Below are 26,249 nucleotides of genomic sequence, written 5' to 3'. Positions count from 1 at the left end.
ATGACCGGCCACCGTGCAGAGCGGCTCAAGCCTGCGCCGCAAAGGCCTCATGGTACGCCACCTCTCCCTGAGGCAAGTCGCCACCAAACGACAGGGCCTGGAAGTACGCCGCAGGAACTCCCGGCAAAACCAACCCGGCGACAACCCGGAAACCGAAGCGCCCATAGAAGTCAGGGTCCCCGAGCACTACGCAGCCTGCCGCGCCCTTTGCCTCGAGCTCGGTGAGGGCGCTTTCCATAAGCCTAGAGCCGACGCCTCTGCCCTGATATTCGGGCAGTACCGATATCGGCCCGAGCCCAAACCAGTTGCAAGAACCATCGGATATGCCGACGGGAGAGATAGCAACATGCCCGATCACCTCGCCCTTCGACGTGGCCACCTGAGATACAACCAGTGCACCGGCCCGGCGAAGCGCCTGCACAATGAACTGCTCGGTGTGGTCGGTATGCGGGGCGTCCCGAAATGCCGACGCCGTAATTCGGTGGATACCCTCAACATCACCCTGGTGCTCATCGCGAATCAAAATCTCCAAGCCCCGACCTCCTGAAAGGATCAATATTTGAGGTAGCGGGCGGCCGGGGCCGCGCAGCGGCGCGGAAAACCCAAGGCGCAGCCTCGTACCATCCGGCTGAGCGCAAGGCTAGGCGGCATGTCTAACCTTGGCGATCTGCTTTGCTGCGGACGCCAGCAGCAGCTTGGAATAGAGTCGGTGAAAACCACCAAGTGCATGGAACACTAAGCCGAATCGGCCTCCTGGGCGCCCTGGGACTACGGCCGAGCCGAAATAGAGAATGGTCGACGACGGGGTTGTGGCTGTCGATAAAACGCTCAGCCAAGAGCGGGTTCGGCCAACCCTCAAAAGGATTTCGGTATCCGACCGGCACTCGACCTCCCACGCCGAAAAGCGGCGACTCTCGCCCCGTGCAAGTTGCCGAGCCTGGCTGTCGGTTGATGAAACCCCTAAAGCCCTTGCCAACAACCAGCGTTCGATCTTGAAAAGGCGCGTCGTGTAAAAAGCCTCTACCAACTCGGACAAACTGATGGTTCCCGGCACAGTAACCCAGTAGCAATCCGTGAAAGCTCCGGAAGCTTGGCATGCACCAAGAAATGAATATTCCGGAACAGGCGATGGTTTCGGCATAAGCGACTCTTGTGCTTGGCGACTAACGATTAAGTTAACGGACGGCCAAAAGCGTAATTTTTGGCCGTCCGACGAACGCAGTGAGCCGCGTTGATTGCTGTGATGGACTCTCCCCGCACCACCTTCTATACCCGCAGCGGTGGTGGCTGACAGTTGGGAGAGTCGTGATGAAACGCATAGCGCTTGATCTGGCCCAGTCCGTTTACCCAGTTGCCGAGAGTGTCCATTCCGGCCATGTGGTGCAGCGCAAGCGGCTGAACCGGGAGGCGTTCCGGCGATATATACAGGAGCAGGTCGAGGCGGTCGAGTGGGTGATGGAGGCCTGCGGCGTGAGCGTTATCGCGGGCGCCGGGCCCGGCGGGTGCTGTGGCCCGCTATTGCTGGATCAGGCCTTCGCCGGCGTGCCGCCTCCCCGACCAGGACTCAGTCCCGCTCGCTCTGCACGGCCTCCAGCACCTCGCGGTAGAGGCCTTGCAACCGCTGCGCGTCGGCCTCGTCCAGTGGTTCGTGCTGCAGGCGCCGGGCGAACACCTCCTCCACGCTGAGTTCGTCCAGGGTCTCGCGGGCCTGGACGCGCAGGCCCGCGCCGGTACTGTCGCGCTCGCGGCGGATGCGCAGCACCTCCACCGGCAGCCCCTCGCACAACGCGGCAATGCGCTGCTGCAGGTCGCTCAGGTAGTCGTCGCCGCGCACCCGAACCTCCAGCCACACCGGCAGCTCGCGGCTGCCCTGGGCGGCCGCCTCGGCAATCGCCAGTTGCAGCTCCCCTAGCGAGCCCGCCACCGACAGCAACGGCTGGAAGCGCGGCACCGCCAGCGCGGTTACCTGGCGCAGGTCGCCGTCGCCCAACTCGACCAACAGCACCTCCTTCTGCTGACGGGCCTCATCGAAGCTCAGCGGAATCGGCGAGCCGCAGTAGCGGATGTGCTCCAGGCCACCGACCTTCTGCGGCCGATGAATGTGCCCCAGGGCGATATAGGCGGCCGGCGGGAAGGCACCGGTGGGAAAGGCCTCCAGGCTGCCGACGTAGATCTCGCGCACCGACTCGCTGGCGCCGGCGCCGACGGTGGTCAGGTGCCCGGTGGCGATGATCGGCAGGGTGCCGCCCAGCTCGTCGCGCTTGGCCTCGGCCAGGGCATACAGCGCCTGGTAGTGCCGGGCGATCGCCTGCTGCAGGGACTGCTGCTTGTCCACGGCGCTCTGCCCGGCCTGGCTCTGCAGCACATCGCGCGGGCGGATGAAGGGAATGCCGCAGAGGATGGCGCCGGGCCGGCCGTCGCGGCGCCCGAGCACCAACAGCTGCTCGGCCGGATCGGCGCACACGCCGGGAATCACCCGGGTGCCCAGCCGGGCCAGCAGGGTCTTGCTCTCGCCGAGCATGGCCACCGAGTCGTGATTGCCGCCGAGTACCACCAGCGCGCAACCCGTGGCGCTCAACTCGACCACGAAACGGTTGTACTGCTCGCGGGCATAGCTGGGCGGCGCGCCGGTGTCGAACACGTCGCCGGCGATCAGCAGGGCGTCGACCTCATGCGTGCGCACCTGCTCGACCAGCCAGGCGCAGAAGGCCCCATGCTCGGCCTGGCGGGTCTTGCCCATGAAGTGCTGGCCCAGGTGCCAGTCGGAGGTGTGGAGGATGCGCAGGCTCACATCGCCCACTCCTGCACCACCATATGGGTCTTGACCCGCTGCATCTGCGGGAAGCGCTCGATCTCGTCGCGGATCTCGCTGAGCCGCGCCATGGACGCCGCCTCCACGTAGACCAGCATGTCGGTCTCGCCGCTGATGCCGCAGCAGCGGCGTATCTCCGGGAAGGCGCGCATGCGCTCGACGTAGTCCTGGCAACGGCCATCCTTGTAGAAGAGTTCGAAGAACGCCTTGACCGCACCGCCCTCGGCCTCGGCGACCCGGGCGTGATAGCCCTGGATCACCCCGCTCTGTTCCAGGTGGCGGATGCGTTCGCCGACCGCCGAACGCGACAGGTTGACGTCTCGGGCGATCTGGCTGACAGGGGTGCGCGCGTCGCTGCGCAGCAGGGCGAGGATCTGGCGATCGAACTTGTCCACGGGGCTCAGGTACATCCGGCAGTTTGAAGGGGAATGGCGGCGATTCGCCGGTTAAAGCCGGCAGCTTGCGCCGGGCCGGCGGCTTAACATGGCGGCATTCATCGAAAGGACACGAGCATACCCCATGAGCCGTCTGAACAAGGAACTCGGCCTGCTGCAAGGCATCGCCCTGCTGAGCACTTCGCTGCTCGGCACCGGCATCTTCGTGGTGCCGGCACTGGCCGCCACCGCCGCCGGCACGGCGTCGCTGTGGGCCTGGCTGATCCTCATCGCCCTGGTGCTGCCGGTGGCCTTCACCTTCGCCCAACTGGGCCGGCGCTTTCCCCATGCCGGCGGCGCGCCGCATCTGATCGGCCGGGCCTTCGGCCCGCGCCTGGAACGCATCAGCGCCTGGCTGTTCCTCGCCGTATTGCCGGTCGGCCTGCCCGCGGCACTGAACATCGCCAGCGGCTTCTGGCAGGCGCTGTTCGACCTGACGCCGGCCCAGGCGCTGCTCATCCAGCTCGCCACCCTGCTCGCCATCCTGGTGCTCGGCCAGCGCCCGGCCAAGGCCTCCGGCCTGGTGCAAGGCGCCATCGCCCTGGCGATCATCGCCACCGTCGCGCTGATCTGGTGGGTCGGCGAGCTGCCGCTGGCCAGCCAGCCGCTGCTGCCGCCCATCGCGGGAAGCTGGCAGCTGCTGCCTGCCGCCCTGGGGGTGATGTTCTGGTGCTTCGTCGGCATCGAGGCCTTCACCCACCTGGGCGAGGAGTTCAAGCGTCCCGAACGCGACTTTCCCCTGGCCCTGCTGCTCGGCGTACTGCTGGCCGGGCTGGTGTACTGGGCCTGTTCGGTGGCGGTGCTGAGCTTCGGCGTCTACGGCAACCTGGACTCGGACGCCGCCTCGCTGCCGCGTCTGCTCGACCTGCTGCTGGGCAGCGAGGCCCGCTGGCTCAGCGCGCTGGTCGGTTACCTGGCCTGTTTCGCCTCGATGAACGTCTATATCCAGGGCTTCGCCCGGCTGCTGTGGAGCCTGGCCGACGAAGGCAAGCTGCCCGTCGGCCTGGCCCGGCGCAACGAACACGGCGTGCCGGCCCGTGCCCTGCTGGTGGTGGTGCTGGGCTGCGCCCTGTGCGCGACCCTGGCCTGGAGCCTGTCGCTGTCGCTGGATCAGCTGATCCGCTACGCCAACGGCAACTTCGTGCTGATCTACCTGCTGAGCATGGCCGCAGGCGCGGTGCTGCTCGAGGGCCCGTGGCGCTGGCTGGCCGCCTTCAGCACCCTGCTCTGCAGCCTGGTGCTGGCGATGCTCGGCCTCGAGGCCTGGTATGCCCTGGGGCTGCTGGCCGCTCTCGCGGCCCTGGACGGCGCCCGCGGCCTGCACCTGCGCAAGCTCCTGGGCGGCACACGGCCCTCGGCCTGACCCACGCCGGGGCGCCCCGCGGGGTGACCGCACACGACACCTGGCTCTATGCTTGGGGCAAATCCGCGAAAGGAAGCCCCATGCGCCGCGTGCTCAAAGACCTGAAGATCATCCTGCTGGCCAACCTATGGATAGTGCCGGTGGTGGCCGGCCTGGTGGGGGCGCTGTTCTACTTCGTGGCGCCGCCACCGCCGCTGCACGCGACCATGGCCACCGGCGTCGAGGGCGGTGGCTACCGGGCATTCGCCGAGCAACTCAGGGACGAGTTGGCCAAGCAGGGTTTCGAACTGACCCTGCAACCCAGCGCCGGCTCGCGGGACAACCTCGAACGCCTACTGGCCGATGATCCTCAGGTGCAGATCGCCCTGGTGCAGAGCGGCCTGGAGCGCCAGCTCGAGACCGTCGACCAGGCCCGCCTGGAGAGCCTCGGCGCGGTATACCAGGAGCCCCTGTGGCTGTTCCTGCGTCGGGATGTGCACTTCGAGTTGCTGTCCGACCTGCTGCCCCTGCGCCTGGCACTGGGCGGTGCCGGCAGCGGCACCCGCGCCGCCAGCGAGGCGGTTCTGGCGGTCAACGGCATCGCCGCCGAACAGTACCCAAGCCACTGGCAGACCCTGGGAGGCAGCAAGGCGGAACAGGCCCTGAACGCCGGCGAGCTGGACGCCGCCTTCTTCGTCAGCCCGGCGGGCAACGCGCGGATACAGCGCCTGGCCGCCAACCCCGACCTGGTTCTGGCACATTTCCGCCGCGCCGCGGCCTACCAGGCGCACCTGCCGTTCCTCAAACAACTCAGGATCGGCGAAGGCCTGCTCAACCTCGAGCTGAACACCCCGGCCCGGCCGACGGACATCCTCTCGCCGGTGGCCACCCTGGTGGTCAACCAGGATTTCCACCCCGGTCTGGCGCCACTAATCCTCGAGGCGGCCCGCGAGGTGATGAAGAGCGGTAGCCTGCTGGCCCCGGCCGGCAGCTTCCCCAGCGCCGAGCCGCGGACCTTCTCCCTGTCCCGCGACGCCGCGCACTACTACCAGAACGGCCTGCCCCTGCTGCAGCGCTACCTGCCGTTCCGTATCGCCTCCCTGGCCGATCGCTACATCATTCTGCTGATCCCCCTGCTGATGGTGCTGATCCCCCTGTTCAAGGCGGTCGGCCCGCTCTACCGCTGGCGCATTCGCGCGCGCATCTACCGCTGGTACAAGTACCTGCGCGAGATCGACCGGCAGCTGGACGCCGGCACCCTGCCCGAACGCCTGGGCAGCGAGATCGCGCGTCTGGAGCAGTTGCAGGACGAGCTGGCCAAGGTCGAGGTGCCGCTGTCCTACTCCAACGAGCTGTACGAGTTGCATATGCACTTACGCTACGTGATCGAGCGCCTGCAGACCCTGCAGCGGCGACGGGCGACCCAGGCCGAGTCGCTCGGGTAAACTGCGCGGCACTTTCGCGCCGCTGCCAATCCGCAGCGGGTAGTTCCACGCCCCGTTCACCGCCGAAGCTTGCCAAGAGAACCGCCATGCCGATCCGTCATTGCATCGTCCACCTGATCGACAAGAAGCCCGATGGCTCCCCCGCCGTGCTGCATGCCCGCGACACCGAGCTGGGCGCCTCCCAGGCCATCGAGAACCTGCTCGCCGACCTCAACGAGAGCTATAACGCCAAGCAGGGCAAGGCCTGGGGCCTGTTCCACGAGGAATCCAGCGCCTTTCCGTTCAGCGGCTGGCTGAAGGCCTACCTCGACGACAGCCAGGACTTCACCGCCTTCAGCCGCCAGGCGGTCGAACACCTGCAGAAGCTGATGGAGGAGTCCAATCTATCGGCCGGCGGCCATGTGCTGTTCGCCCACTACCAGCAGGGCATGACCGAGTACCTGGCCATCGCCCTGCTGCACCACAGCGAGGGCGTGGCGGTGACCGAGAGCCTGGACGTGACCCCGGCCAAGCACCTGGACCTCGGCCAGTTGCACCTGGCGGCGCGCATCAACATTTCCGAGTGGCGCAACAACGCCAACTCCAAGCAGTACATCTCCTTTATCAAGGGCAAGAACGGCAAGAAGGTCTCGGAATACTTCCGCGACTTCATCGGCTGCCAGGAGGGCGTCGACGGCCCCGGCGAGACCCGCACCCTGCTCAAGGCCTTCAGCGACTTCGTGGAGAGCGAGGACCTGCCGGAAGAGTCGGCGCGGGAGAAGACCAAGGCCCTGGTCGACTACGCCAGCAGCCAGGCCAAGCAGGGCGAGCCGATGACCCTGCAGGAGCTCTCCGGGCTGATCGACGAGGAGCGTCCCCAGGCCTTCTACGAGCATATCCGCAACAAGGACTACGGCCTGTCGCCGGAGATTCCGCCGGACAAGCGCACCCTCAACCAGTTCCGCCGCTTCACCGGCCGCGCCGAGGGCCTGTCGATCAGCTTCGAGTCGCACCTGCTCGGCTCGAAGATCGAGTACGACGAGGCCCAGGACTGCCTGATCATCCGCCACCTGCCGACCCAGCTGACCGATCAGCTCAAGCGCCGCAAGGACTGAATGCCGCGAGGGCGGCCCCCCGCAAGGGGCCCCTCATGCCGACGGCCATCGGCGCCCCAACTGCTAGAGTCAAACAGGCACCCACGCCGTTTCCGAGGTGCCGATATGCGCGAACCCGACCGACCTGCTGGCGTCCGCCAGGGCGCCAACCTTACCCAGCCGCGGCACCATGGCCGCCTGGGCTGAGGCGCGGGCGCTGTGCCTGTGCGCCCTGGTACTGCTGCAGAGCGGCCCCAGCACGGCGCAGAGCACGCCGCCAGCGGCGGCCCTGCGCTCGAACGAGGCCCGCTTCGTCACCGCCAACGCCGAGTTCACCCTGCTGCACGAGATGGGCCATCTGCTGATCGCCGAACTGCAACTGCCGGTGCTCGGCCGCGAGGAGGACGCCGCCGACCAGCTGGGTTTCATCAGCCTGTTCCTCTCCTACGACCGCCACCACGACGCCGGCTTCTACGCCAAGCTGCTGGATATCGCCGACTACTGGCGCCTGGAATGGCAGCGGCCGAAACCGGCCTACGAAGAGGTACATGCCTGGGACAGCCACGGCCTGGATGCCCAGCGCTTCTATAACCTGGCGTGCCTGATCTACGGCAGCGATCCGGATGAGCTGGAGTGGGTGCCGCACATCACCGGCCTGCCGGTGGAACGCGCGCTGTACTGCGACCAGGAGTATGCCCAGGTGCGCCGGGCCCTGGCCTGGGTCGCGCAGCAACACGGACGGCCGCCGGGCGCGCCGCCGGAGCATCGCCTGAAGGTGCTCTACGACCCGCCCAGCCCGCGCCTCAAGGACGGCCCGCGCCTGCTCGAATGGGTGCGCGAGTCCGGGGTGGTGGAGGCCATCGCCGAGCGTGTCAGCCAGGCCTACCGCCTCCCCCGCCCGCTGACCCTGCGCCTGAGCAACTGCGGCGCCGCGGACGCCTGGTACAGTCGCAACGGCGCCGAGGTCGTGCTCTGCTACGAGAGCCTGGCGCATTTCCGCAGCCTGGCCAGGCAGCTGCCGCGCCTGCGCCAGGCCGAACCGGACTAGCTAGCGCGTCTCGAGGCGAAAGCCCAGACGCGGGAAGTGCACATGCACGACGCCGGCACGCGGGTCTTCGCGGCGCAGGATCAGCTCCTCGGCACCGCAGAACAGCAACTCGCCCTCGACCGGATCGACGCCGTAATCCACGGCCGCGATCGCCACCCGCTGCCCGGGCGCAAAGCCGTTCGGATCGACGAAGGCCTCCTCCGGCAACGCCGCCGGCGTCGCCTCGCGCGCCACCGCGATGGCCTCCTCGGCACTCATCTCGCTGAGCGAACCGTGGCCGAAGCCCAGCACCCGCGCCAGCCAGGCGGCGATCTCCGGGTAGTCGTCGACCAGCGGCGCGGTCACCGGCGTGCCGCGCAGGAACCACAGCGCATGGGCCAGGGCGAAGTCGGCCAGCGAGGGCTCGCCGAACAGGAAGTCGCCCTCCTCACGCGCCAATTGCTGCTGCAGGCGCGCCATCAGGGTCGGCCACTGGTGCTTGGCCTGCTCCAACGGCAGGCGGGAGGCCTGGCCGCCGCTGAACAGCGCGCCGCGGTCGGCCATGAAGCTCTTGAGGAACTCCGGCGGCAGCGTGGCGAAGCGCACGGCGATGGACTCGGGCTGGAACACCAGGCTCACCGCGTGCTGAAACACTACGGAGTCGGCCCACTGGGCGAGGGTCGCGACATTGAACTCCTGGCCCTCGGGGAACAACGTCGGGGTGAGCTTCTCCGCCTCCAGGCGCCGGGCGATCAGCGCCGTATCGCAGTAGATGTCGGCGCCGACCTGCAACACCGGGGTCTTGCGATAGCCGCCGGTCAGCGCGGTCAGGTCCGGTTTGGGCATCAGCGGCGGGATCATCACCGAACGCCAGGACAGCTGCTTGAAGCCCAGCATCAGGCGGGCCTTCTCGGCGAACGGCGAGGTCGGATAATGGTGCAGGATCAACTCGTGCATGACTGGCTCCGTGTCGCTAGGGGGAAGTAACAAGCTTACCCGGCCGGCCGGCGCCGGCCTACCTGCCTAGCCTGATAGTACGCCATCAGGCGCGCCGATAAGGCCGCCGGCGGCGACCAGGGCCTCCTTGGCCGCCTTGCCCAGGCGCTTGATCGCCCGCTCGCGGCGCAGGGCGTCGCCCTTGCCGGCACAGGCCTCGGTGTAGACCAAGGCCACCGCCGGGCTGGAATGGAAGAAGCGCGCGCCCTTGCCGCTGCGGTGCTGGACGAAGCGCCGCTGCGGGTCGTCGCTGATGCCGCAGTACAGCGCGCCGTTGCCGGCGCGCACCAGGTAGACGAACCAGACCTTGCCCCCCGCCTCACTCATCGGCGGAAAACCACTCCCGGGCCGAGCGCCACAGGCAGATGCCGACGAAATAGGCCGAGGCCGACAGCCAGATCGCCAGCAGCCAGATCGGCTGGCTGGGGTAGCGCAGGATCAGCGCCAGGCAGGCGAGCATCCACACCAGGGTCACGGCGATATTGAGCGGCATGAACTGGCGGACGCGGAAGGGGTGGAGGAACTTCATCCGCGTGAGGGTCAGCCCCGCGAGCAGGAGGATGGTGGCAAAACTCAGCCAGGGGGCGAAATCCAGCAGGTAGAGGTAGACCACCACCACGTTCCACGCGGCCGGAAAGCCGACGAAGTAGTTGTCCTGGCTCTTCATGTTGACGTTGCAGAAGCAGAACAACGACGACAGCAGGATCAGCCCGACCGCCGGCAGCAGGGTGTAGTCGGGCAGTGGCACGAAGCGATAGACGAAGATCGCCGGAATGAACACATAGGTGAGGTAGTCGATCACCAGGTCCAGGGTCACCCCGTCGAAATGCGGCAGCACGCCCTTGACGTCGAACTTGCGCGCCAGGGTGCCATCCAGGCCGTCCACCAGCAGGGCCAGGCCGAGCCACAGCAGGCAGGTTTGCGGCCGCCCGTCGAGCACCGCCAGCAACGCCAGCAGCGCGAGAATCACCCCGCTGGCGGTCACCGCGTGCACGGTCCAGGCCTTGGCCTTGTTCAGCGATAGCAGCAGTTCACTCACGGTCGGGCTTCCTGAAAGGCGATGCTCATGGTCATCGGACAGCGCGGCTGTGCAGGCCGCCGCTATCTTGGATGAAAGCACGGGGCACAGAGATTACCACCGCCCCCGGTCACCTACCTAGGCAGCCGAACCAGGCGCCGCTAGCGCGTAGCCCTGAATTGCGCCAAGCCCTTGAGCGCCTGACGGCGGATGGCCTGCTGCACCGGCGGCGCCCAGCCCAGCACCCACCCCTTGAGCCCCAGGGCCTGGCGAGACCAGCGCCACAGGTCGAAACTATCGCGGTGCTCGATGATCTTGCCGTCGCGGAACAGGAAGTGCGCCTCGATTGGGTTGACCACGCGCCGGCCGGTCTGGCTGAACCGATAACGGGCGACCCAGCGGGCACTGCCCTGGCGGTCGTCCGCCTGCACCCGGTCGAAGGTCAGGGAAAAGTCCTGGGCCCGCGCCGTGAGCATGCGCCACATGTCCGCCGCCGCGGCTCCGCGCAGACCCTCGAACACCGGATCGTCGAAACGCACGTCCTCGGCGTAGCAGGCGGCCATGGTCTCGGCATCCAGTTGCTGGAAAGCCCGGTAGAACCGGCTGATCAGTTCGGCATTGGGATGACGCATAGGCCCGGCTCCAAAGATATGAGGCCCATGAGTATGGGTGCAGCTACGCCGCGACGCGATTGGCGCAATCGACAATCTTGTGTCAATAATCGCCAAACTCCTGTCGACAGCCTACCCCCATGCTCCAGATCGCGCTGCATGTCTGCCCGCAAACCTCGTGCTCCAGCCTGAGCATGGCCCACGATGCCTTCACCCTGGCCAACCGCCTGGCCGGACGGCCATTGTTCAATCTGCAGCGCTTCAGCGCCGATGCCCGGCCGGTCGAACTGGAGTTCGCCTGCATCCGGGTCGACGGCGGCCTGGAGCTGGCAGCCCGCGCCGAGCTGCTGATAGTGCCGGCGACCGGCAGCGCCATCGACGCCAACCTGACAGCGAATGCCGCGTTCCTGGCCTGGCTGGCGCAGCGCCCCGCCCACCAGCAGATCGCCAGCCTGTGCAGCAGCGCCTTCCTGCTCGCCGCCGCCGGCTTGCTCGACGGTCGCCGGGCCACCACCCACTGGGCCCTGGCCGATGCGTTCCGTAGACGCTTCCCGAGAATTGCGCTGGATGTCGAGCAGATGCTCTGCCACGACGGCAACCTGCTCAGCTCCGGCGGCGCCCATGCCGGCCTGGACCTGTGCCTGTACCTGATCGCCCGGCATGCAGGGGACGACCTGGCGCGGCTGGTTGCCAACGCCCTGGTGTTCGACAGCCCGCGCGGCCAGCAAGCGCGCTTCGCTCCGCTGCTCCCCCAGGACAGTCGCGACGACCCGCAGCTCGGCCCGCTGCTGCACTGGCTGCATCAGCATCACGCCGAACCGATCGACCTCAACCGCCTGGCCGCGCGGGCCAACTGCTCGCCACGCACCCTGCTGCGGCGCTTCAAGGCCAGCACCGGACTGACGCCCAACGACTATCTGCAGCGCCTGCGCATCACTGCCGCGCAGCGCGCCCTGAGCGACCCGACGCACTCTCTGGAGCAGATTGCCGAGCGGGTCGGCTACGGCGACCGCGCGACCTTCGCCAAACGCTTCAAGCAGCTGTGCGGAGAGTCTCCGGGCGCCTTCCGCCAGCGCCTGCGCCAAACGACCTGAGCCGCGGCTGTAGCCCGGCAGGCCGAATACGGCTGCATAAAAAAGGGAGCCTCCTGGCTCCCTTTTTTATGCGGCACGTTACCGATGGGTCAGTGCAGGATCTGGCTGAGGAACAGCTGGGTGCGCTCGTTCTTCGGGTTGGTGAAGAAGGTGTCCGGGTCGGCCTCCTCGACGATCTCGCCCTTGTCGAGGAACAGCACCCGATTGGCCACGGTACGGGCGAAGCCCATCTCGTGGGTCACACAGAGCATGGTCATGCCGTCTTCGGCCAGGCCGACCATGGTGTCCAGCACTTCCTTGACCATTTCCGGGTCGAGGGCCGAGGTCGGCTCGTCGAACAGCATGATCTTCGGTTTCATGCACAACGCCCGGGCGATCGCCACGCGCTGCTGCTGACCGCCGGACAGTTGCCCCGGGTACTTGTTGGCCTGCTCCGGAATGCGCACGCGCTCCAGGTAATGCATGGCCACTTCCTCGGCCTCGCGCTTGGGCATCTTGCGCACCCACATCGGCGCCAGGGTGCAGTTCTGCAGCACGGTGAGGTGGGGGAACAGGTTGAAGTGCTGGAACACCATGCCGACCTCGCGGCGCACCGCCTCGATGTGCTTGAGGTCGTGGGTCAGCTCGGTGCCGTCGATGACGATTCGCCCCTGCTGATGTTCCTCCAGACGATTGAGGCAGCGAATGGCGGTGGACTTGCCCGAACCGGACGGGCCGCAGAGGACGATGCGCTCGCCCTGCTGCACGTTCAGGTTGATGTCCTTGAGCACATGGAACTGGCCGTACCACTTGTGCACGCCGTCCATCTGGATGATCCCCGGCGCGGCGCTGATCGACTGCTTGATAGCTTCACTCATGACATAACTCCTAACGCTTGTGGCCAGTGTCCAGCTTGCGCTCCAGGTGCATGGAGTAGCGGGACATACCAAAACAGAAAATCCAGAAAATCAGCGCCGCGAACACATAGCCCTCGGTGGCCATGCCCAGCCAGGCCGGGTCGGTGGTCGCCTGCTTGATGCTGTTGAGCAGGTCGAACAGGCCGATGATGATCACCAGGCTGGTGTCCTTGAACAGGGCGATGAAGGTGTTGACGATGCCGGGAATCACCAGTTTCAGGGCCTGCGGCAGGATCACCAGCCCCATCATCCGCCAATAGCCCAGGCCCATGGCCGCGGCCGCCTCGTACTGCCCCTTGGGGATGGCCTGCAGACCGCCACGCACCACCTCGGCGATATAGGCCGACTGGAACAGGATCACCCCGATCAAGGCGCGCATCAGCTTGTCGAAGCTGAGCCCTTCCGGCAGGAACAGCGGCAGCATCACCGAGGACATGAACAGCACGGTGATCAGCGGCACGCCGCGCCAGAACTCGATGAAGGTCACGCACAGCACGCGGATCGCCGGCATGTCCGAACGCCGACCGAGGGCCAGCACTATGCCCAATGGCAGGGCGCCGGCGATCCCCACCGAGGCGATCACCAGGGTCAGCATCAGACCGCCCCAGCGGCTGGTCGGCACGGTCGACAGACCGAAGAAACCGCCGTGCAGCAACCAGTAGGCCAGCAGCGGATACAGCACCAGGAAGGCCAGGCCGTACACGGCCTTGCGCGGCATCTGCGGGACGAACAGGGGCGCCGCGCCGATTATCGCCATCCACAGCGTCAGGTCGACGCGCCAGCGCAGGGTTTCCGGGTAGAAGCCGTACATGAACTGGCCGAAGCGCTGCTGCACGAACACCCAGCAGGCGCCTTCATTGGTGCAGTCTGCCCGCGTCGTACCGACCCAGTTGGCCTCGATGAAGGCCCACTGGATGATCGGCGGGATGATCAGCCAGACCAGGTAGACGGCGAACAGGGTCAGCAGGGTGTTGAACCAGTTGGAAAACAGGTTGGCCCGCAGCCAGCCGAGTACACCGACGCTCAGCACGGGTGGCGGCATGTCGGGTCTGAAGGTATGGGTTTGCATGGGCTGCTCCTTACCGCTCGATCAGCGCAATGCGCTTGTTGTACCAGTTCATCAGGATGGAAATGCTGATGCTGATGGCCAGGTAGACGCTCATGGTGATGGCGATCACCTCGATGGCCTGCCCCGTCTGGTTGAGCACGGTGCCGGCAAACAACGAGACCATGTCCGGATAGCCGATACCGGCCGCCAGGGAGGAGTTCTTCGCCAGGTTGAGGTACTGACTGGTGAGCGGCGGAATGATCACCCGCAGGGCTTGGGGAATGATCACCAGACGCAGGGTATAGCTGCCGCGCAGGCCCAGGGAGCGCGCCGCCTCGGTCTGCCCATGGCTGACCGCCATGATCCCGGAACGCACGTTCTCGGCGATAAAGGCCGCGGTATAGATGGTCAGCGCCAGGGTCAGGGCCATCAACTCGGGGATCATCACCCAGCCGCCGCGGAAGTTGAAACCGGCCAACTCGGGCATGCTCCATTGCAGCGGATTACCCGCCACCACGACTGCCAGGCCCGGAAGCCCGACGATCAGCGCCACTGCGGCGATCGACACGTGGAAGACCTTACCGGTCGCCTCTCGACGCGCCTTCGCCCAGCGCCCGATCAGCACGATGCTGATGATCGCGATCAGCACCGCCCCGATAAAGGTGCCGAATGCGTCTGACGCGCTAGGCGCCGGCATGTATAGGCCGCGGCTGTTGAGGAAGAAGCTCTGCCCGACCTCCAGGCTCTGCCGCGGGCCCGGCAAGGACAGCATGACCGCGAAGTACCAGAAGAAGATCTGCAACAGCGGCGGGATGTTACGGAAGGTCTCGATGTAGACGGTGGCGAGTTGGCTGATCAACCAGTTTTTGGACAGCCGCGCGACACCGAGGATGAAGCCCAGGATGGTCGCGAAGACGATGCCGATGACCGAGACCAACAGGGTGTTGAGCAGGCCGATGACGAACACCCGTCCGTAGGTGTCGCTCTCGGTGTAGTCGATCAGGTGCTGGGCGATGCCGAAGCCGGCGCTGTTGTTGAGGAAGGAGAAGCCGGAGGTGATGCCGCGTTTCTCCAGGTTGGTCTGGGTGTTATCGAACAGGTACCAGCCGATCGCCATGACGGCGATGACGGCGAGAATCTGGAATATCCATGCGCGTACCTTGGGATCGGTCCAGACCGAGCCCTTGGGGTGCGAGGTATCTGCGGTATTTTGCATAGGAGCCCTCTTGGAACACCCTCGCCCGCGTCCGCGGGCCAGGGGTTCACGTCGTCAGAACGATGCCGGCGCCCCAGGACGGGACACCGGCAAAGACGGTCAGCGCACCGGCGGTGCGTACTGCAGACCACCTTTGTTCCACAGGGCATTGAGGCCACGTTCGATCTTCAGCTCGCTGCCGGCACCGACGTTGCGATTGAAGCTTTCGCCGTAGTTACCCACTTGCTTGACGATCTGTACCGCCCAGTCTTTCGGCAGTTTCAGGTCCTTGCCGAACTCACCCTCGGCGCCCAGCAAGCGAGCGATGTCCGGGTTCTTGGTGGACTTGGCCATCTCCTCGACGTTCTTCGAGTCGATGCCCAGTTCTTCGGCGTTGAGCATGGCGAACAGCGACCAACGCACGATGTCGAACCACTCTTCGTCACCCTGGCGCACGACCGGACCCAGCGGCTCCTTGGAGATCACTTCCGGCAGCACCACGTACTCTTCCGGCGCGGCCAGCTTGATGCGCTGGGCGTACAGCTGCGACTGGTCGGAGGTCAGCACGTCGCAACGGCCGGCTTCCACCGACTTGGCGCTCTCGTCGGAGGTATCGTAGGTGATGGGGGTGTACTTCATGCCGTTGGCACGGAAGTAGTCGGAGAGGTTCAGCTCGGTGGTGGTACCGGCCTGGATACAGACGGTGGCGCCATCGAGTTCCTTGGCGCTGGACACGCCGAGCTTCTTATTCACCAGGAAGCCCTGGCCGTCGTAGTAGTTCACGCCGGCGAAGTTCAGGCCCAGGCCGGAGTCGCGCGAGCTGGTCCAGGTGGTGTTACGCGAAAGGATGTCGACTTCGCCGGACTGCAGCGCGGTGAAGCGCTCCTTGGCGGTCAGCGGGCTGTATTTGACCTTGGTTGCGTCACCGAATACGGCGGCTGCCACGGCACGGCACACATCGACGTCGAGCCCCAGGTAGTTGCCCTTCTCGTCCGCGTAGGAGAAGCCCGGCAGACCATCGCTGATACCGCACTGCACGAAACCTTTCTTCTGCACCGCGTCCAGGGTAGCGCCCGCCTGAGCGAAGCTGCTGACACCGAGAACGGCTGCGGTAGTCAGTACCGCCAGGGTGGATTTCACCATCTTCATTAAAACCTCCAGTTGCTTTTGTTGTGTTGGAGTCTCGGTCCTACCACCCTGCCCTTTTGGGGCTCGTCGGATGCGTCGGCAGCAACGCGTCAAACCGGCGGATCAGACCTCTTCGAGAGTCTAGTTGGCGAATCTTCCTTAAGCCAAGAAACTCTCGTGTACCCACTGGTCGAATGGGTCGGAGACGGATAGCCATTTGCTCCTCGCCCGGCATGCAATGCTAGACGAACCTTTGGAAACCCCATCAAATCGGCTTCCCGTCTGCTCCGCTCCCGGCCTGGTACAGGTGTTACCGCACCGGGCAACGTCATCAGTCCTATTGGCCATAGCAAAGCCCATACCAGCACCTTGCCATTACCACCATACGGACAGGTCAAGCGTAAAACTTGTAATCTTGCGACATATTCTTCCCAGATTAGTCACCTAGCCAAAGCGCTGCCGCCCTCCAATAGACACGGCCGCACCAGACTGGAGCCCCGCCATGAGCGATCCTTTGATTCTTCACCCCACACCTCGCGCAGACGCCTGCGTCGTCTGGTTGCACGGCCTGGGCGCCGACCGCTACGACTTCCTGCCGGTGGCCGAAGCGCTGCAGGAGCGACTACCCAGCACCCGCTTCGTCCTGCCGCAGGCACCGACCCAGGCGGTGACCATCAACGGCGGCTGGGCCATGCCCAGCTGGTACGACATCTTGACCATGAGCCCGGCTCGCGCGATCAACCGCGAACAACTGGAGGCATCGGCGCAACAGGTGCTAGCGCTGATCGAGGCCCAGCGCGACAGCGGCATAGACCCCCGGCGCATCTTCCTCGCCGGCTTCTCCCAGGGCGGTGCCGTGGCCCTGCATGCCGCGTTCCTGCGCTGGCAGGGGCCGCTCGGCGGAGTGCTGGCGCTGTCCACCTATGCACCGACCCTCGACGGCGACACGCAACTGGCCGATGACAAGAAGCAGTTACCCGTGCTCTGCCTGCACGGCACCTTCGATGATGTGGTACAGCCCACCCTGGGCCGCGCCGCCCATGATGCGCTTGCGGCCCAGGGCGTGGAGGTGCGCTGGCGCGAATACCCGATGGCTCACGAAGTCCTGCCGGAGGAGATTCGCGATATAGCCGACTGGCTGGAGGAGCGCTTGGGCGACAACGGGGCGGCATCCGGACAGGTGCCATGATGCCGGGCAAGGCGTAGGGGGCTCCTGCGTCATGGCCCTGCCGGCGGCGCCGAAACGTGACGAGCTAGTCAGATTCCTCAGCCATCGGTCGTGCAAGGCAGCTTGAGGATTGCCAGCCCCGGCTCGCCGGCATACTGTCGGGATTGGAGATCGCCTGACAACAGGGAGTGTTCGCGATGCCCGCCCCCCTTCACAGCCAGCGCCGCGCGCCTTCGCCATGAAAGAAGCGCATTGGCAAGTCGACCCGCAACGTATCCATCAACTGCGACTGTTCAACAACGTCGCCGCCAGCTGCGTGAACCAGGTGCTGAAGTCCTTCCGGGCCTGCGAGCTGGAAGCCGGCGAGATACTGCTCTCGCCCTTCCAGCGCAACCAGCACCTGTATCTGCTGCTCAGTGGCCAACTCAAGGTCTATCTCGGCTCACTGGACAACCAGCCGGTGAATACCCTGAACGTCGGCGACTGTGCGGGAGAGATCAGCTTCATCGACAACCAGGCGCCGTCGGCCTACGTGGTGGCGAGTACGCCCTGCAGCGTGCTACGCCTGCATCGTGAAGCCCTGATCAAGCTGTTCCAACAATCGCCGCAACTGATGCACAACCTGCTCAGCCTGCTCTGCGAACGGCTGCGTTCAGGCAACCGCATTCTCCTGGACAGCGAACAGAGCGCCAATATCGATGCCCTAACCGGCGCGTTCAACCGCCGCTGGCTCAAGCATGTATTCGAACGGGAAAGCACCCGCTGCGCGTTCAACAGCCAGCCGCTGTGCCTGCTGATGCTGGATGTCGATCACTTCAAGGCCTACAACGACCGGCACGGGCACCTGGCCGGCGACTATGCCTTGAGCATGGTCGCCCACACGCTGCGCGAGCAGTTGCGGCCCAAGGACAGCCTGATCCGCTACGGCGGCGAGGAGTTCGTCATCCTGCTGCCGGAGATCGGCGAGGACGACGGTCGGCGCATCGGCGAGCGCCTGCGCATGGCCCTGCAGCAGATCCCCTCCTTCTACGCGCCCAGCGGCGTGCTGCCGGGGGTAACGGTATCCATCGGCCTGGCCCTGATGCGCCAGAGGGATGAGCTATCAGACCTGATCGCCCGGGCCGACAGCGCGCTATACCGGGCCAAGCAACAGGGCCGCAACTGCCTGTACGGCTAGCGGCGACCTCTCGGTAGATTGTTCAGCCGGTGGATTCCCGGCGTTCTGGGCGTGCGCCCAACCGAGGCCTCCAGAAGCCCCGGATGAACCTGCCTCACCTTTGGCTAGGCTCATACCAGCGCCATGCCTTGCTCGCCCCGCACCTCCGGAGACCCCATGCGCAAGCTCCTGCTTATCCTGCTGCTCGCCATGGGTGCTGGGGCGCTCTTTTTCAGCCTGCCTCAGCTGCTCGACCGCCTGCTCAACGGCGTCGCCGTCGCCCCGCCCTACTCGGCGAGCGAATCGGCGCGACGTCTTCACCAGCAGCTGTTCGTCGCCGACCTGCACGACGATGCGCTGCTCTGGCAGCGCGACCTCCTCGAACGCCACAGCTACGGCCACTCCGACCTGCCGCGGCTGCTCGAAGGCGGCGTGGCGCTGCAGGTATTCTCCGCCGTGACCAAGACCCCGCGCGGGCTCAACTACCAGCGCAACGCCGCCGACAGCGACAACATCACCCTGCTGGCGCTGGCCCAGCGCTGGCCAAGGGCGACCTGGGACAGCCTGCTGCAACGGGCCCTGTACCAGGCCGCTAAACTCCGGCAGGCGGCGACCGCCAGCCAGGGTCGCCTGGTGCTGATCCGCAGCCGGAAAGACCTAGCGGCCTTTATCCAGGCCCGCCAGCAGGACCCGCGGCGGGTGGCCGCGCTGCTCGCCACCGAGGGCCTGCACCCGCTGGAAGGCAACCTGGACAACCTCGAGCGCCTGTATGACGCCGGTTTTCGCATCGCCGGCCTGACCCACTTCTTCGACAACGAAGTCGGCGGCTCCGCCCACGGCCTGGACAAGGGCGGGCTCACCCCGTTCGGGCGCCGGGTGATCGCCCGCCTGGAAGACAAGGCCATGCTGATCGACCTGGCCCACGCCTCCGCCGCCCTGATCGACGACGTGCTGGCCATGGCCCGACGACCGCTGCTGGTATCCCACACCGGCGTCGCGGGCACCTGCCCCGGCCCGCGCAATCTCAGCGACCCGCAGCTGCGCGGCATCGCCGCCAGCGGCGGGCTGGTCGGCATCGGCTACTGGGACGCGGCCGTCTGCGCCACCTCGGTCGAGGCCATAGTACGGGCGATCCGCTACACCAGCGGGTTGATCGGCGTCGAACATGTGGCCCTCGGCTCGGACTTCAACGGCACCATCCGCGCGCCCTTCGATGTCAGCGGCCTGGCGCAGCTGACCGAGGGCCTACAGGCGGCCGGCTTCAGCCATGCCGAGATCGCCGCGATCATGGGCGGCAACGTCCAGCGCCTGCTGCTGGCGACCCTGCCGCCGGACTGACCGAGCAGTCAGGCAGCCCCTTGAGGAAAATGCCGCACAGGCATTGACAAGTCGCCCGAGCAGGGTGCTTCGCCGCGCCGACTTCTTGCTTTACACTGGCCGCCGTTCACTCCTTAACCAATTGACGAGATGACCGTGCTCAAAGCACTCAAGAAGATGTTCGGCAAAGCCGAGGGCGAGCAAGCCGATACGCTCACTGCGCCCGCAGCGCCTCGCAGCCAAAACGCCCAAGACGAGAAGCCCAACCGCCCCGCCAAGCCCAGAGACGCCGGACGTGCGGCCACTGACAGTGCCGAGGCGCCAGACAATGCCGCAACCAAACCGGCACGCGGCGGCAAGGGCAACGCCAGCAAGCCACGCCGCGAGCGTGCGGCCAAGCCCGTCGACAACTGGAAGCTGGAAGACTTCGTGGTGGCACCTGCCGAAGGCAAGACCCGCTTCCACGACTTCGACCTCGATCCGCGGGTGATGCACGCCATCCACGACCTCGGCTTCCCTTATTGCACGCCGATCCAGGCCCAGGTCCTCGGCTACACCCTCAAGGGCCAGGACGCCATCGGCCGCGCCCAGACCGGCACCGGCAAGACCGCGGCCTTCCTCGTCTCGATCATCAGTCAGCTGCTGCAGACCCCGCCGCCGAAAGAACGCTACATGGGCGAGCCGCGCGCGCTGATCATCGCCCCGACCCGCGAGCTGGTGGTGCAGATCGCCAACGATGCCATCGGCCTGACCAAGTACAGCGGCCTGAACGTGATGAGCTTCGTCGGCGGCATGGACTTCGACAAGCAGCTCAAGCAACTGGAATCGCGCTTCTGCGACATCCTGGTGGCCACCCCGGGCCGCCTGCTGGACTTCAACCAGCGCGGCGAGGTGCACCTGGACATGGTCGAGGTGATGGTGCTCGACGAGGCCGACCGCATGCTCGACATGGGCTTCATCCCCCAGGTGCGGCAGATCATCCGCCAGACCCCGATGAAGGGCGAACGCCAGACCCTGCTGTTCTCCGCCACCTTCACCGAAGACGTGATGAACCTGGCCAAGCAGTGGACGGTGAATCCGGCCATCGTCGAGATCGAGCCGGAGAACGTCGCCAGCGACACGGTCGAACAGCACGTCTATGCGGTCGCCAGCGCCGACAAGTACAAGCTGCTGTACAACCTGATCACCCAGAACGACTGGAGCCGGGTGATGGTCTTCGCCAACCGCAAGGACGAGGTGCGGCGCATCGAGGAGCGCCTGACCCGCGACGGCGTCAGCGCCGTGCAGATGTCCGGCGACGTGCCCCAGCACAAGCGCATCCGCGCCCTGGAAGGCTTCCGCGAGGGCAAGATCCGCGTGATGGTGGCCACCGACGTGGCCGGCCGCGGCATCCATGTCGAAGGCATCAGCCATGTGATCAACTTCACCCTGCCGGAAGACCCGGACGACTACGTGCACCGCATCGGCCGCACCGGCCGCGCCGGAACCAGCGGCACCTCCATCAGCTTCGCCGGCGAGGACGACGCCTTCGCCCTGCCGCCGATCGAGGCGCTGCTGGGGCGCAAGATCAACTGCGAGATGCCGCCGGACGCGCTGCTCAAGCCGGTGCCGCGCAAGCACTGACGGCACAGCGACAGGACAAGGCGAAGCCCCGGCTTCGCCTTTTTTCTTCCTGCGAGGTCGCCGGAACGTAAGTCGCCGCCGCCCGGGTATTTGTCGAACAACACATAAAAGTCCAGAATAGACTTTTTGTATAACTCGACTCCGGAGCGTCCTATGGCGTGCGTCACCCCCTATGTCATCCAGCAGGCCGAAGCCGAGCAGCTGCTCGGCCAGATCGACGTCCACCAGATCATGCTCGCCATGTTCCGCAGCCTGGCGGCGGGCGAGGCAGTGCAGCCGGCGCAGCAGCTGGTCGAGTTCCCCAACGCCGCCGGCGACTTCATCAATTACCTCGGCGTACTGGCCGAAGCCGGCGTGTACGGGGTCAAGACCTCGCCCTATATCGTTCGCCAGCAGGGTCCGCTGGTCAGCGCCTGGACCCTGCTGATGTCGATGCACAGCGGCCAGCCGCTGCTGTTGTGCGACGCCGGCCTGCTCACCACCGCGCGCACCGCCGCCACCACCGCGGTCGCCGTGGACGCCCTGGCGCCCGCCCAGGCACGACGCCTGGCGGTGATCGGCAGCGGCGCCGTGGCCCGCGCCCACGTACACTACGCCAGGGGCCTGCGCGCCTGGCAGAGCATCGCCATCTATTCGCCGGGCCTGCTCGAGCAGGACCCGGCGCAGCTGCAGCAGTTGCAGCGCTTGGACCCGCGCCTGCAGCTGTGCGCCCGCCTGGAGGAGGCCACCGACGGCGCCGAGGTGATCATGCTCTGCACCTCCTCTGCCGGCCCGGTGCTCGACCCCACCAAGCTGGGCCGACCGGCACTGATCACCTCGATCAGCACCAACGCGCCGCGCGCCCACGAGGTGCCGCCGCAGTCGCTGGACGATATGGACGTGTATTGCGACTACCGCGCCACCACCCCCGCCAGCGCCGGCGAAATGTGCCTGGCGAGCGAAGACCACGGCTGGGATCGCAGCCAGATCCGCGGCGACCTGGCGCAACTGCTCAGCGACCAGGCGCCGCTGCCGGACTACCGCCGCCACGCCTTCTTCCGCTCGATCGGCCTGGGCCTGGAAGATATCGCCCTGGCCCACGCGCTCTATCGACTCAAGTGCCAGCAGGAGGTCGTCGCCTGATGCAGCACGTCGACTACCTAATCATCGGCGCCGGGATCGCCGGGGCATCGACTGGCTACTTCCTCTCCCCCCACGGCAAGACCGTCCTGCTCGAGCGTGAAAGTCTGCCCGGCTACCACGCTACCGGACGCTCGGCCGCCCTCTATACCCTGGCCTATGGCACGCCCCAGGTCAGGGCCCTGAGTGCCGCCAGCCGGACGTTCTTCGACAGCCCACCGACGGGCTTTGCCGAACACCCGCTGCTCAGCCCGCGCCGCGAGATGGTCGTCGACTTCAGCGGCGACCCGGAGGAATTGCAGCGCCAGTTTGCCAGCGCCCAGGCCAGCGTGGCCGAGATGCGCCTGCTGGATGCCGACCAGGACTGCGCCCTGGTCCCGGTGCTGCGCCGCGACAAGGTGCGGGGCGCCATGCTCGACCCCAGCGCCGCCGACATCGACACCGACGCCCTGCACCAGGGTTACCTGCGCGGCATCCGCCAGCACGACGGCGAGATCCACAACCAGCGCGAGGTGCAGGCCATCGCCCGCGACGGCGACGGCTGGCGGGTCGATTGCGGCAGCGCCCAGTACCGCGCCCGGGTGCTGATCAACGCGGCCGGCGGCTGGTGCGACCAGATCGCCGCCCTGGCCGGGGTGGCGCCGATCGGCCTGGTGCCCAAGCGCCGCGCCGCCTTCACCTTCCAGGGCGCGGAAGGCCTCGACTGCCAGGCCTGGCCCTGCGTGGTCAGCCTCGACGAGTCCTTCTACTTCAAGCCCGACGCCGGCCTGCTGCTCGGCTCGCCGGCCAACGCCGACCCGGTCGAGCCCCACGACGTGCAGCCGGAGGAACTGGACATCGCCCTGGGCATCTACCAGATCGAGGAGCACACCCACCTGAGCATCCGCCGCCCAGCGCATACCTGGGCCGGGCTACGCTCCTTCGTCGCCGACGGCGACCTGGTCGGCGGCTTCGACCCACTGGCGCCGGGCTTCTTCTGGTGCGCTGCCCAGGGCGGCTACGGCATCCAGACCTCGCCGGCCATGGGCCAGGCCTGCGCCGCCCTGGTGCGCGGTGAAGCGCTGCCCGCAGCGCTGCGCCAGTTCGGCCTGAGCGCCGAACAGCTGTCCCCCGCCCGCCTCCTCCGCTGAGCGAAGATGACGCTACGGACACTTTGCGGCACACTCGCAGCGCCCCTCGTGCCGGGCGCTGACTGGAGCCCTTCCCCGATGAAGCCGACACCCGCCGCCGACCTGGACAATTTCCGGGCCATCGCCGACGCCATCGCCACCCTGTTCTTCCCCCACGCCGAGGTGGTACTGCACGACCTGCGCACGCAGAAGATCGACTACATCGCCAACAACCTCTCCAAGCGCGAGGTCGGCGACGACGCGGCGCTGGAGGACATGCTCGACGGCGCCACACAGGAGCGCACCATCGGCCCCTACGAGAAGCTCAACTGGGACGGGCAGAAGATCCGCTCGGTCAGCAGCGTGCTGCGCGACGCCCGGGGCACGCCGATTGCCGTGCTGTGCCTGAACCTGAACATCTCGCTGTTCGAGAGCGCCAAGCAGGCGCTGGACCTGTTCCTCGCCCCCGGCCGGCTGATCCCCCAGCCCGACGCGCTGTTTCGCGACGACTGGCAGGAGCGCATCAACACCTTCCTGCACAACTGGCTGCGCCAGCGCCAGCTCGGCCTCAACCTGCTGACCCGCGAGCACAAGCGCGAACTGGTCGAGGCGCTGCACGCCGAGGGCGCGTTCAAGGGCAAGAGCGCCGCCAACTACGTGGCCAACGTGCTGAACATGGGCCGCGCCACCGTGTACAAGCACCTCAAGGAGATCAAGGGCGAGGGCTGAGCCCGGACCACGCATCCCTGCGCTGGCCGCCGCGCTCACCGAGCGCCCATGGAAAAGCCGCGCACTGCGCGGCTTTTTTGCAGGTCAGGAGGCGTCAGTCGCCGTAGATGTCGAAGTCGAAGTACTTGCTCTGGATCTTCTGGTACTGACCACTGGCGCGAATCGCCTGGATCGCCGCGTTGAGCCTGCCGAGCAGCTCGGCGTCGCCCTTGCGCACGGCGATGCCGGCGCCCTCGCCGAAGTAGTGCGGGTCGGTGAAGGACGGGCCGACGAAGGCGAAGCCCTTGCCGTTGTCGGTCTTGAGGAAGCCCTCGTCCACCGGAACGGCGTCGGCCAGGGTGCCGTCCAGGCGCCCGGAGATCAGGTCCAGGTAGATCTCGTTCTGCGAGCTGTAGCGCACCACCTCGACGCCCTTGGCCGCCAGCACCTCGCTGGCGAAGCGGTCGGTGGTGGTCGAACGCTGCACGCCGATGCGCTTGCCCGCGAGGCCGGCGAAGTCCGCGTCGACCTCGCTGCCCTGCTTCATCACCAGGCGCGCCGGGCTGTAGTAGTACTTGCCGGTGAAGTCCACCGACTTGCGCCGCTCGTCGGTGATGGTCATGGAGGAGAGGATGGCGTCGACCTTCTTCACCTTCAGCGAGGGGATCAGGCCGTCGAACTCCTGCTCGACCCACTGGCACTCGACCTTCATCTCGGCGCACAGGGCGTTGCCGATGTCGTGGTCGAAACCGTCGATGCGGCCATCGGCGGTCTTGAAGGCGAACGGCGGATAGGCCGCCTCGATGCCCAGGCGCAAGGGCTTGTCGGCGGCGAACAGGCTGGACGTCATCAGGCTCAGGGCGAAGCCGCCCAGTATGGCGAGTTTCTTCATGGTGCGGGTTCCTGCGGGGTGGGTGACAGGGCTGGCGACCACGGGCAGACGCCGCGGCCGCGCGGAAGGCGGCAACACGAAAGACAGGCGCAGAGGGACTGCTACCGGGCGGGAGCGGATGAGCGATAGCGCTGGCGGAGCGGGCATCGGCCGGCCTCGTATTGTACTTATAAGTCCATACTGGACTCTTGGGTACACATCGTCAACCGGGCAGCCGGATAGGCGAGCCGCGGGGCGCGCGACTCGGCCTGGTCAGGGGAGCAACGGCGGCAGTGCCGTCAGGCGCGCACCGCCGCGCCGGTACGCCTAGGCCTTGCCCCAGCGCGCAGCGGCACCCTGGTCGCTGGCGCGGCCCTCGACCCAGCGCGGGCCGTCGCTGGTGTCTTCCTTCTTCCAGAACGGCGCGCGGGTCTTGAGGTAGTCCATGACGAAGGCGCAGGCGTCGAACGCGGCCTGGCGGTGGGCGCTGCTGGTGCCGACGAAGACGATAGGCTCGCCCGGCTCCAGGCGGCCGATGCGGTGGATGATCTGGATATTCAGCAGCGGCCAGCGCCGCCCGGCCTCTGCGGCGATCTTGCCCAAGGCCTTCTCGGTCATGCCGGGGAAGTGCTCGAGAAACATGCCGCCGACCTCGCGGCCCTCGTTGAAGTCGCGCACGTAACCGACGAAGCTGACCGCCGCACCGACGCCGACATTGGCCGCATGCAGCGCGTTGGTCTCGGCACCCGGATCGAACGGCTCGTGCTGAACGCGAATGGCCATGCTCAGCCCCCGGTCACGGTGGGGAAGAAGGCCACCTCGTCGCCCTCCGCCAGGGGCTCGTCGAGACCGCACAGTTCCTGGTTGCGCGCGCACATCAGGTTCTGCTCGGCCAGCACCTCCCACACCCCGCCACGGGCCAGCAGGTGGCGGCGCAGGTCGTCGAGGGTCGCGAAGCCCTGGCTGTCGCGCAGCTGCTCGCCATCCAGGCCCAGGGTTTCGCGGTAGCGGGCGAAGTACTGCACGCGGATCATTGCTCGTCCCCAGCCTTGTAGTGGC

At 66.6% G+C, this 26,249-nt stretch carries 27 protein-coding genes and 1 pseudogene; 13 read left to right on the top strand and 15 right to left on the bottom strand.

The genetic code is table 11. From position 1 onward, the window contains the following. Window positions 1-25 precede the first annotated feature (25 nt). Window positions 26-532: a GNAT family N-acetyltransferase gene (locus ACSX1C_RS00140; RefSeq protein WP_439887708.1), complete on the bottom strand. Its 507-nt coding sequence runs from the start codon at window positions 530-532 to the stop codon at window positions 26-28. 108 nt (window positions 533-640) lie between these two features. Beyond that, entirely contained in the window at window positions 641-1,141 is a 501-nt protein-coding gene (locus ACSX1C_RS00135) for a hypothetical protein (RefSeq protein ID WP_439887707.1), read from the bottom strand. Between the two features lie 167 nt (window positions 1,142-1,308). On the opposite strand from ACSX1C_RS00135, the pseudogene ACSX1C_RS00130 reads away from it, so the two are divergent. Beyond that, window positions 1,309-1,476, top strand: a pseudogene (locus tag ACSX1C_RS00130) (IS110 family transposase); the annotation flags it as partial. A gap of 88 nt (window positions 1,477-1,564) precedes the next feature. Here ACSX1C_RS00130 and sbcD read toward each other — a convergent pair. Further along, a complete protein-coding gene (gene sbcD, locus ACSX1C_RS00125; protein ID WP_439889453.1) occupies window positions 1,565-2,785 on the bottom strand; it encodes an exonuclease subunit SbcD in 1,221 nt (406 codons plus the stop codon). A 2-nt stretch (window positions 2,786-2,787) separates the two neighbouring features. Further along, window positions 2,788-3,207 carry an Lrp/AsnC family transcriptional regulator gene (locus ACSX1C_RS00120; protein ID WP_318643013.1) on the bottom strand — a complete coding sequence of 140 codons (420 nt, stop codon included), beginning with the start codon at window positions 3,205-3,207 and terminating at the stop codon, window positions 2,788-2,790. 124 nt (window positions 3,208-3,331) lie between these two features. Here ACSX1C_RS00120 and yjeH point away from each other — a divergent pair, with 124 nt between their 5' ends. From yjeH to ACSX1C_RS00100, 4 genes are all read left to right on the top strand, one after another. Further along, window positions 3,332-4,609, top strand: coding sequence for an L-methionine/branched-chain amino acid transporter (yjeH, locus tag ACSX1C_RS00115; RefSeq protein ID WP_439887706.1), 1,278 nt, complete (start codon window positions 3,332-3,334; stop codon window positions 4,607-4,609). Window positions 4,610-4,689: 80 nt separating this feature from the next. Further along, a complete protein-coding gene (locus ACSX1C_RS00110) occupies window positions 4,690-6,033 on the top strand; it encodes a TAXI family TRAP transporter solute-binding subunit (protein ID WP_439887705.1) in 1,344 nt (447 codons plus the stop codon). A gap of 86 nt (window positions 6,034-6,119) precedes the next feature. Beyond that, the gene (gene yejK, locus ACSX1C_RS00105) at window positions 6,120-7,127 is read left to right on the top strand and encodes a nucleoid-associated protein YejK (RefSeq protein WP_439887704.1); all 1,008 of its coding nucleotides are present in this window, start codon (window positions 6,120-6,122) and stop codon (window positions 7,125-7,127) included. 169 nt (window positions 7,128-7,296) lie between these two features. Further along, on the top strand, window positions 7,297-8,154 hold the full coding sequence (locus ACSX1C_RS00100; RefSeq protein ID WP_439887703.1) for a DUF4344 domain-containing metallopeptidase: 858 nt from the start codon (window positions 7,297-7,299) through the stop codon (window positions 8,152-8,154). On the opposite strand, the gene ACSX1C_RS00095 is transcribed toward ACSX1C_RS00100, so the two are convergent. From ACSX1C_RS00095 to ACSX1C_RS00080, 4 genes are all read right to left on the bottom strand, one after another. After that, window positions 8,155-9,090, bottom strand: coding sequence for a glutathione S-transferase family protein (locus ACSX1C_RS00095; protein WP_439887702.1), 936 nt, complete (start codon window positions 9,088-9,090; stop codon window positions 8,155-8,157). A gap of 66 nt (window positions 9,091-9,156) precedes the next feature. Then, complete coding sequence (locus ACSX1C_RS00090; protein WP_318643026.1) at window positions 9,157-9,456, bottom strand: GIY-YIG nuclease family protein; 300 nt, start codon at window positions 9,454-9,456, stop codon at window positions 9,157-9,159. Then, the gene (pcsA, locus tag ACSX1C_RS00085) at window positions 9,449-10,168 is read right to left on the bottom strand and encodes a phosphatidylcholine synthase (protein ID WP_439887701.1); all 720 of its coding nucleotides are present in this window, start codon (window positions 10,166-10,168) and stop codon (window positions 9,449-9,451) included. Before pcsA ends, ACSX1C_RS00090 begins: the two co-directional genes overlap by 8 nt. Before the next feature lie 140 nt (window positions 10,169-10,308). Further along, window positions 10,309-10,779 (bottom strand): nuclear transport factor 2 family protein, encoded by a 471-nt coding sequence (locus ACSX1C_RS00080; protein ID WP_439887700.1) that lies wholly within the window; start codon window positions 10,777-10,779, stop codon window positions 10,309-10,311. Between the two features lie 119 nt (window positions 10,780-10,898). Between ACSX1C_RS00080 and ACSX1C_RS00075 the strand changes: the two genes are divergently transcribed. After that, complete coding sequence (locus ACSX1C_RS00075; protein WP_439887699.1) at window positions 10,899-11,852, top strand: GlxA family transcriptional regulator; 954 nt, start codon at window positions 10,899-10,901, stop codon at window positions 11,850-11,852. A gap of 89 nt (window positions 11,853-11,941) precedes the next feature. Here the strand turns inward: ACSX1C_RS00075 and ACSX1C_RS00070 are convergent, their stop codons facing one another. From ACSX1C_RS00070 to ACSX1C_RS00055, 4 genes are all read right to left on the bottom strand, one after another. Beyond that, the gene (locus ACSX1C_RS00070) at window positions 11,942-12,709 is read right to left on the bottom strand and encodes an amino acid ABC transporter ATP-binding protein (RefSeq protein WP_439861135.1); all 768 of its coding nucleotides are present in this window, start codon (window positions 12,707-12,709) and stop codon (window positions 11,942-11,944) included. 10 nt (window positions 12,710-12,719) lie between these two features. Continuing rightward, entirely contained in the window at window positions 12,720-13,817 is a 1,098-nt protein-coding gene (locus tag ACSX1C_RS00065; protein ID WP_439887698.1) for an amino acid ABC transporter permease, read from the bottom strand. Between the two features lie 10 nt (window positions 13,818-13,827). After that, window positions 13,828-15,012, bottom strand: a complete 1,185-nt coding sequence (locus tag ACSX1C_RS00060; RefSeq protein ID WP_439887697.1) for an amino acid ABC transporter permease — start codon at window positions 15,010-15,012, stop codon at window positions 13,828-13,830. A 99-nt stretch (window positions 15,013-15,111) separates the two neighbouring features. Then, a complete protein-coding gene (locus tag ACSX1C_RS00055) occupies window positions 15,112-16,140 on the bottom strand; it encodes an amino acid ABC transporter substrate-binding protein (RefSeq protein ID WP_318643038.1) in 1,029 nt (342 codons plus the stop codon). Between the two features lie 481 nt (window positions 16,141-16,621). On the opposite strand from ACSX1C_RS00055, the gene ACSX1C_RS00050 reads away from it, so the two are divergent. The 7 genes from ACSX1C_RS00050 (at window position 16,622) to ACSX1C_RS00020 (ending at window position 24,340) form a co-directional block, all read left to right on the top strand. Beyond that, complete coding sequence (locus tag ACSX1C_RS00050; protein WP_318643040.1) at window positions 16,622-17,308, top strand: alpha/beta hydrolase; 687 nt, start codon at window positions 16,622-16,624, stop codon at window positions 17,306-17,308. Window positions 17,309-17,525: 217 nt separating this feature from the next. Continuing rightward, window positions 17,526-18,464: a GGDEF domain-containing protein gene (locus ACSX1C_RS00045; RefSeq protein ID WP_439887696.1), complete on the top strand. Its 939-nt coding sequence runs from the start codon at window positions 17,526-17,528 to the stop codon at window positions 18,462-18,464. A 156-nt stretch (window positions 18,465-18,620) separates the two neighbouring features. Beyond that, window positions 18,621-19,781 (top strand): dipeptidase, encoded by a 1,161-nt coding sequence (locus tag ACSX1C_RS00040; RefSeq protein WP_439887695.1) that lies wholly within the window; start codon window positions 18,621-18,623, stop codon window positions 19,779-19,781. Between the two features lie 135 nt (window positions 19,782-19,916). Next, window positions 19,917-21,383 carry an ATP-dependent RNA helicase RhlB gene (gene rhlB / locus ACSX1C_RS00035; protein WP_439887694.1) on the top strand — a complete coding sequence of 489 codons (1,467 nt, stop codon included), beginning with the start codon at window positions 19,917-19,919 and terminating at the stop codon, window positions 21,381-21,383. 153 nt (window positions 21,384-21,536) lie between these two features. Further along, entirely contained in the window at window positions 21,537-22,505 is a 969-nt protein-coding gene (locus ACSX1C_RS00030; RefSeq protein WP_439887693.1) for an ornithine cyclodeaminase family protein, read from the top strand. Further along, window positions 22,505-23,632: an NAD(P)/FAD-dependent oxidoreductase gene (locus tag ACSX1C_RS00025; RefSeq protein WP_439887692.1), complete on the top strand. Its 1,128-nt coding sequence runs from the start codon at window positions 22,505-22,507 to the stop codon at window positions 23,630-23,632. Before ACSX1C_RS00030 ends, ACSX1C_RS00025 begins: the two co-directional genes overlap by 1 nt. A gap of 78 nt (window positions 23,633-23,710) precedes the next feature. Beyond that, complete coding sequence (locus tag ACSX1C_RS00020) at window positions 23,711-24,340, top strand: helix-turn-helix transcriptional regulator (protein WP_439887691.1); 630 nt, start codon at window positions 23,711-23,713, stop codon at window positions 24,338-24,340. Window positions 24,341-24,434: 94 nt separating this feature from the next. Here the strand turns inward: ACSX1C_RS00020 and ACSX1C_RS00015 are convergent, their stop codons facing one another. The 3 genes from ACSX1C_RS00015 to ACSX1C_RS00005 all read right to left on the bottom strand — a co-directional run bounded on the left by ACSX1C_RS00015 (window position 24,435) and on the right by ACSX1C_RS00005 (window position 26,224). After that, window positions 24,435-25,211, bottom strand: coding sequence for an ABC transporter substrate-binding protein (locus ACSX1C_RS00015; RefSeq protein WP_439887690.1), 777 nt, complete (start codon window positions 25,209-25,211; stop codon window positions 24,435-24,437). A gap of 306 nt (window positions 25,212-25,517) precedes the next feature. Then, complete coding sequence (gene moaE / locus ACSX1C_RS00010) at window positions 25,518-25,973, bottom strand: molybdopterin synthase catalytic subunit MoaE (protein WP_439887689.1); 456 nt, start codon at window positions 25,971-25,973, stop codon at window positions 25,518-25,520. Window positions 25,974-25,975: 2 nt separating this feature from the next. Further along, a complete protein-coding gene (locus ACSX1C_RS00005) occupies window positions 25,976-26,224 on the bottom strand; it encodes a MoaD/ThiS family protein (protein WP_439887688.1) in 249 nt (82 codons plus the stop codon). Window positions 26,225-26,249 lie beyond the last annotated feature (25 nt).

It is taken from the genome of Pseudomonas sp. MBLB4123 (assembly GCF_051904775.1).
GTDB lineage: Bacteria > Pseudomonadota > Gammaproteobacteria > Pseudomonadales > Pseudomonadaceae > Aquipseudomonas > Aquipseudomonas benzenivorans_B.
This window is presented reverse-complemented; position numbering and strand designations above follow the sequence as displayed.

What these genes read in the sequence shown, in the direction of transcription:
- ACSX1C_RS00055 (WP_318643038.1), bottom strand. Translation starts at nt 16,140, where the DNA reads ATGAAGATGGTGAAATCCACCCTGGCGGTACTGACTACCGCAGCCGTT.
- ACSX1C_RS00065 (WP_439887698.1), bottom strand. Translation starts at nt 13,817, where the DNA reads ATGCAAACCCATACCTTCAGACCCGACATGCCGCCACCCGTGCTGAGC.
- ACSX1C_RS00060 (WP_439887697.1), bottom strand. Translation starts at nt 15,012, where the DNA reads ATGCAAAATACCGCAGATACCTCGCACCCCAAGGGCTCGGTCTGGACC.
- ACSX1C_RS00005 (WP_439887688.1), bottom strand. Translation starts at nt 26,224, where the DNA reads ATGATCCGCGTGCAGTACTTCGCCCGCTACCGCGAAACCCTGGGCCTG.
- ACSX1C_RS00020 (WP_439887691.1), top strand. Translation starts at nt 23,711, where the DNA reads ATGAAGCCGACACCCGCCGCCGACCTGGACAATTTCCGGGCCATCGCC.
- ACSX1C_RS00135 (WP_439887707.1), bottom strand. Translation starts at nt 1,141, where the DNA reads ATGCCGAAACCATCGCCTGTTCCGGAATATTCATTTCTTGGTGCATGC.
- ACSX1C_RS00025 (WP_439887692.1), top strand. Translation starts at nt 22,505, where the DNA reads ATGCAGCACGTCGACTACCTAATCATCGGCGCCGGGATCGCCGGGGCA.
- ACSX1C_RS00040 (WP_439887695.1), top strand. Translation starts at nt 18,621, where the DNA reads ATGCGCAAGCTCCTGCTTATCCTGCTGCTCGCCATGGGTGCTGGGGCG.
- ACSX1C_RS00095 (WP_439887702.1), bottom strand. Translation starts at nt 9,090, where the DNA reads ATGCACGAGTTGATCCTGCACCATTATCCGACCTCGCCGTTCGCCGAG.
- ACSX1C_RS00030 (WP_439887693.1), top strand. Translation starts at nt 21,537, where the DNA reads ATGGCGTGCGTCACCCCCTATGTCATCCAGCAGGCCGAAGCCGAGCAG.
- ACSX1C_RS00100 (WP_439887703.1), top strand. Translation starts at nt 7,297, where the DNA reads ATGGCCGCCTGGGCTGAGGCGCGGGCGCTGTGCCTGTGCGCCCTGGTA.
- yejK (WP_439887704.1), top strand. Translation starts at nt 6,120, where the DNA reads ATGCCGATCCGTCATTGCATCGTCCACCTGATCGACAAGAAGCCCGAT.
- ACSX1C_RS00015 (WP_439887690.1), bottom strand. Translation starts at nt 25,211, where the DNA reads ATGAAGAAACTCGCCATACTGGGCGGCTTCGCCCTGAGCCTGATGACG.
- yjeH (WP_439887706.1), top strand. Translation starts at nt 3,332, where the DNA reads ATGAGCCGTCTGAACAAGGAACTCGGCCTGCTGCAAGGCATCGCCCTG.
- moaE (WP_439887689.1), bottom strand. Translation starts at nt 25,973, where the DNA reads ATGGCCATTCGCGTTCAGCACGAGCCGTTCGATCCGGGTGCCGAGACC.
- ACSX1C_RS00045 (WP_439887696.1), top strand. Translation starts at nt 17,526, where the DNA reads ATGAAAGAAGCGCATTGGCAAGTCGACCCGCAACGTATCCATCAACTG.
- ACSX1C_RS00110 (WP_439887705.1), top strand. Translation starts at nt 4,690, where the DNA reads ATGCGCCGCGTGCTCAAAGACCTGAAGATCATCCTGCTGGCCAACCTA.
- ACSX1C_RS00080 (WP_439887700.1), bottom strand. Translation starts at nt 10,779, where the DNA reads ATGCGTCATCCCAATGCCGAACTGATCAGCCGGTTCTACCGGGCTTTC.
- ACSX1C_RS00070 (WP_439861135.1), bottom strand. Translation starts at nt 12,709, where the DNA reads ATGAGTGAAGCTATCAAGCAGTCGATCAGCGCCGCGCCGGGGATCATC.
- ACSX1C_RS00050 (WP_318643040.1), top strand. Translation starts at nt 16,622, where the DNA reads ATGAGCGATCCTTTGATTCTTCACCCCACACCTCGCGCAGACGCCTGC.
- ACSX1C_RS00075 (WP_439887699.1), top strand. Translation starts at nt 10,899, where the DNA reads ATGCTCCAGATCGCGCTGCATGTCTGCCCGCAAACCTCGTGCTCCAGC.
- ACSX1C_RS00090 (WP_318643026.1), bottom strand. Translation starts at nt 9,456, where the DNA reads ATGAGTGAGGCGGGGGGCAAGGTCTGGTTCGTCTACCTGGTGCGCGCC.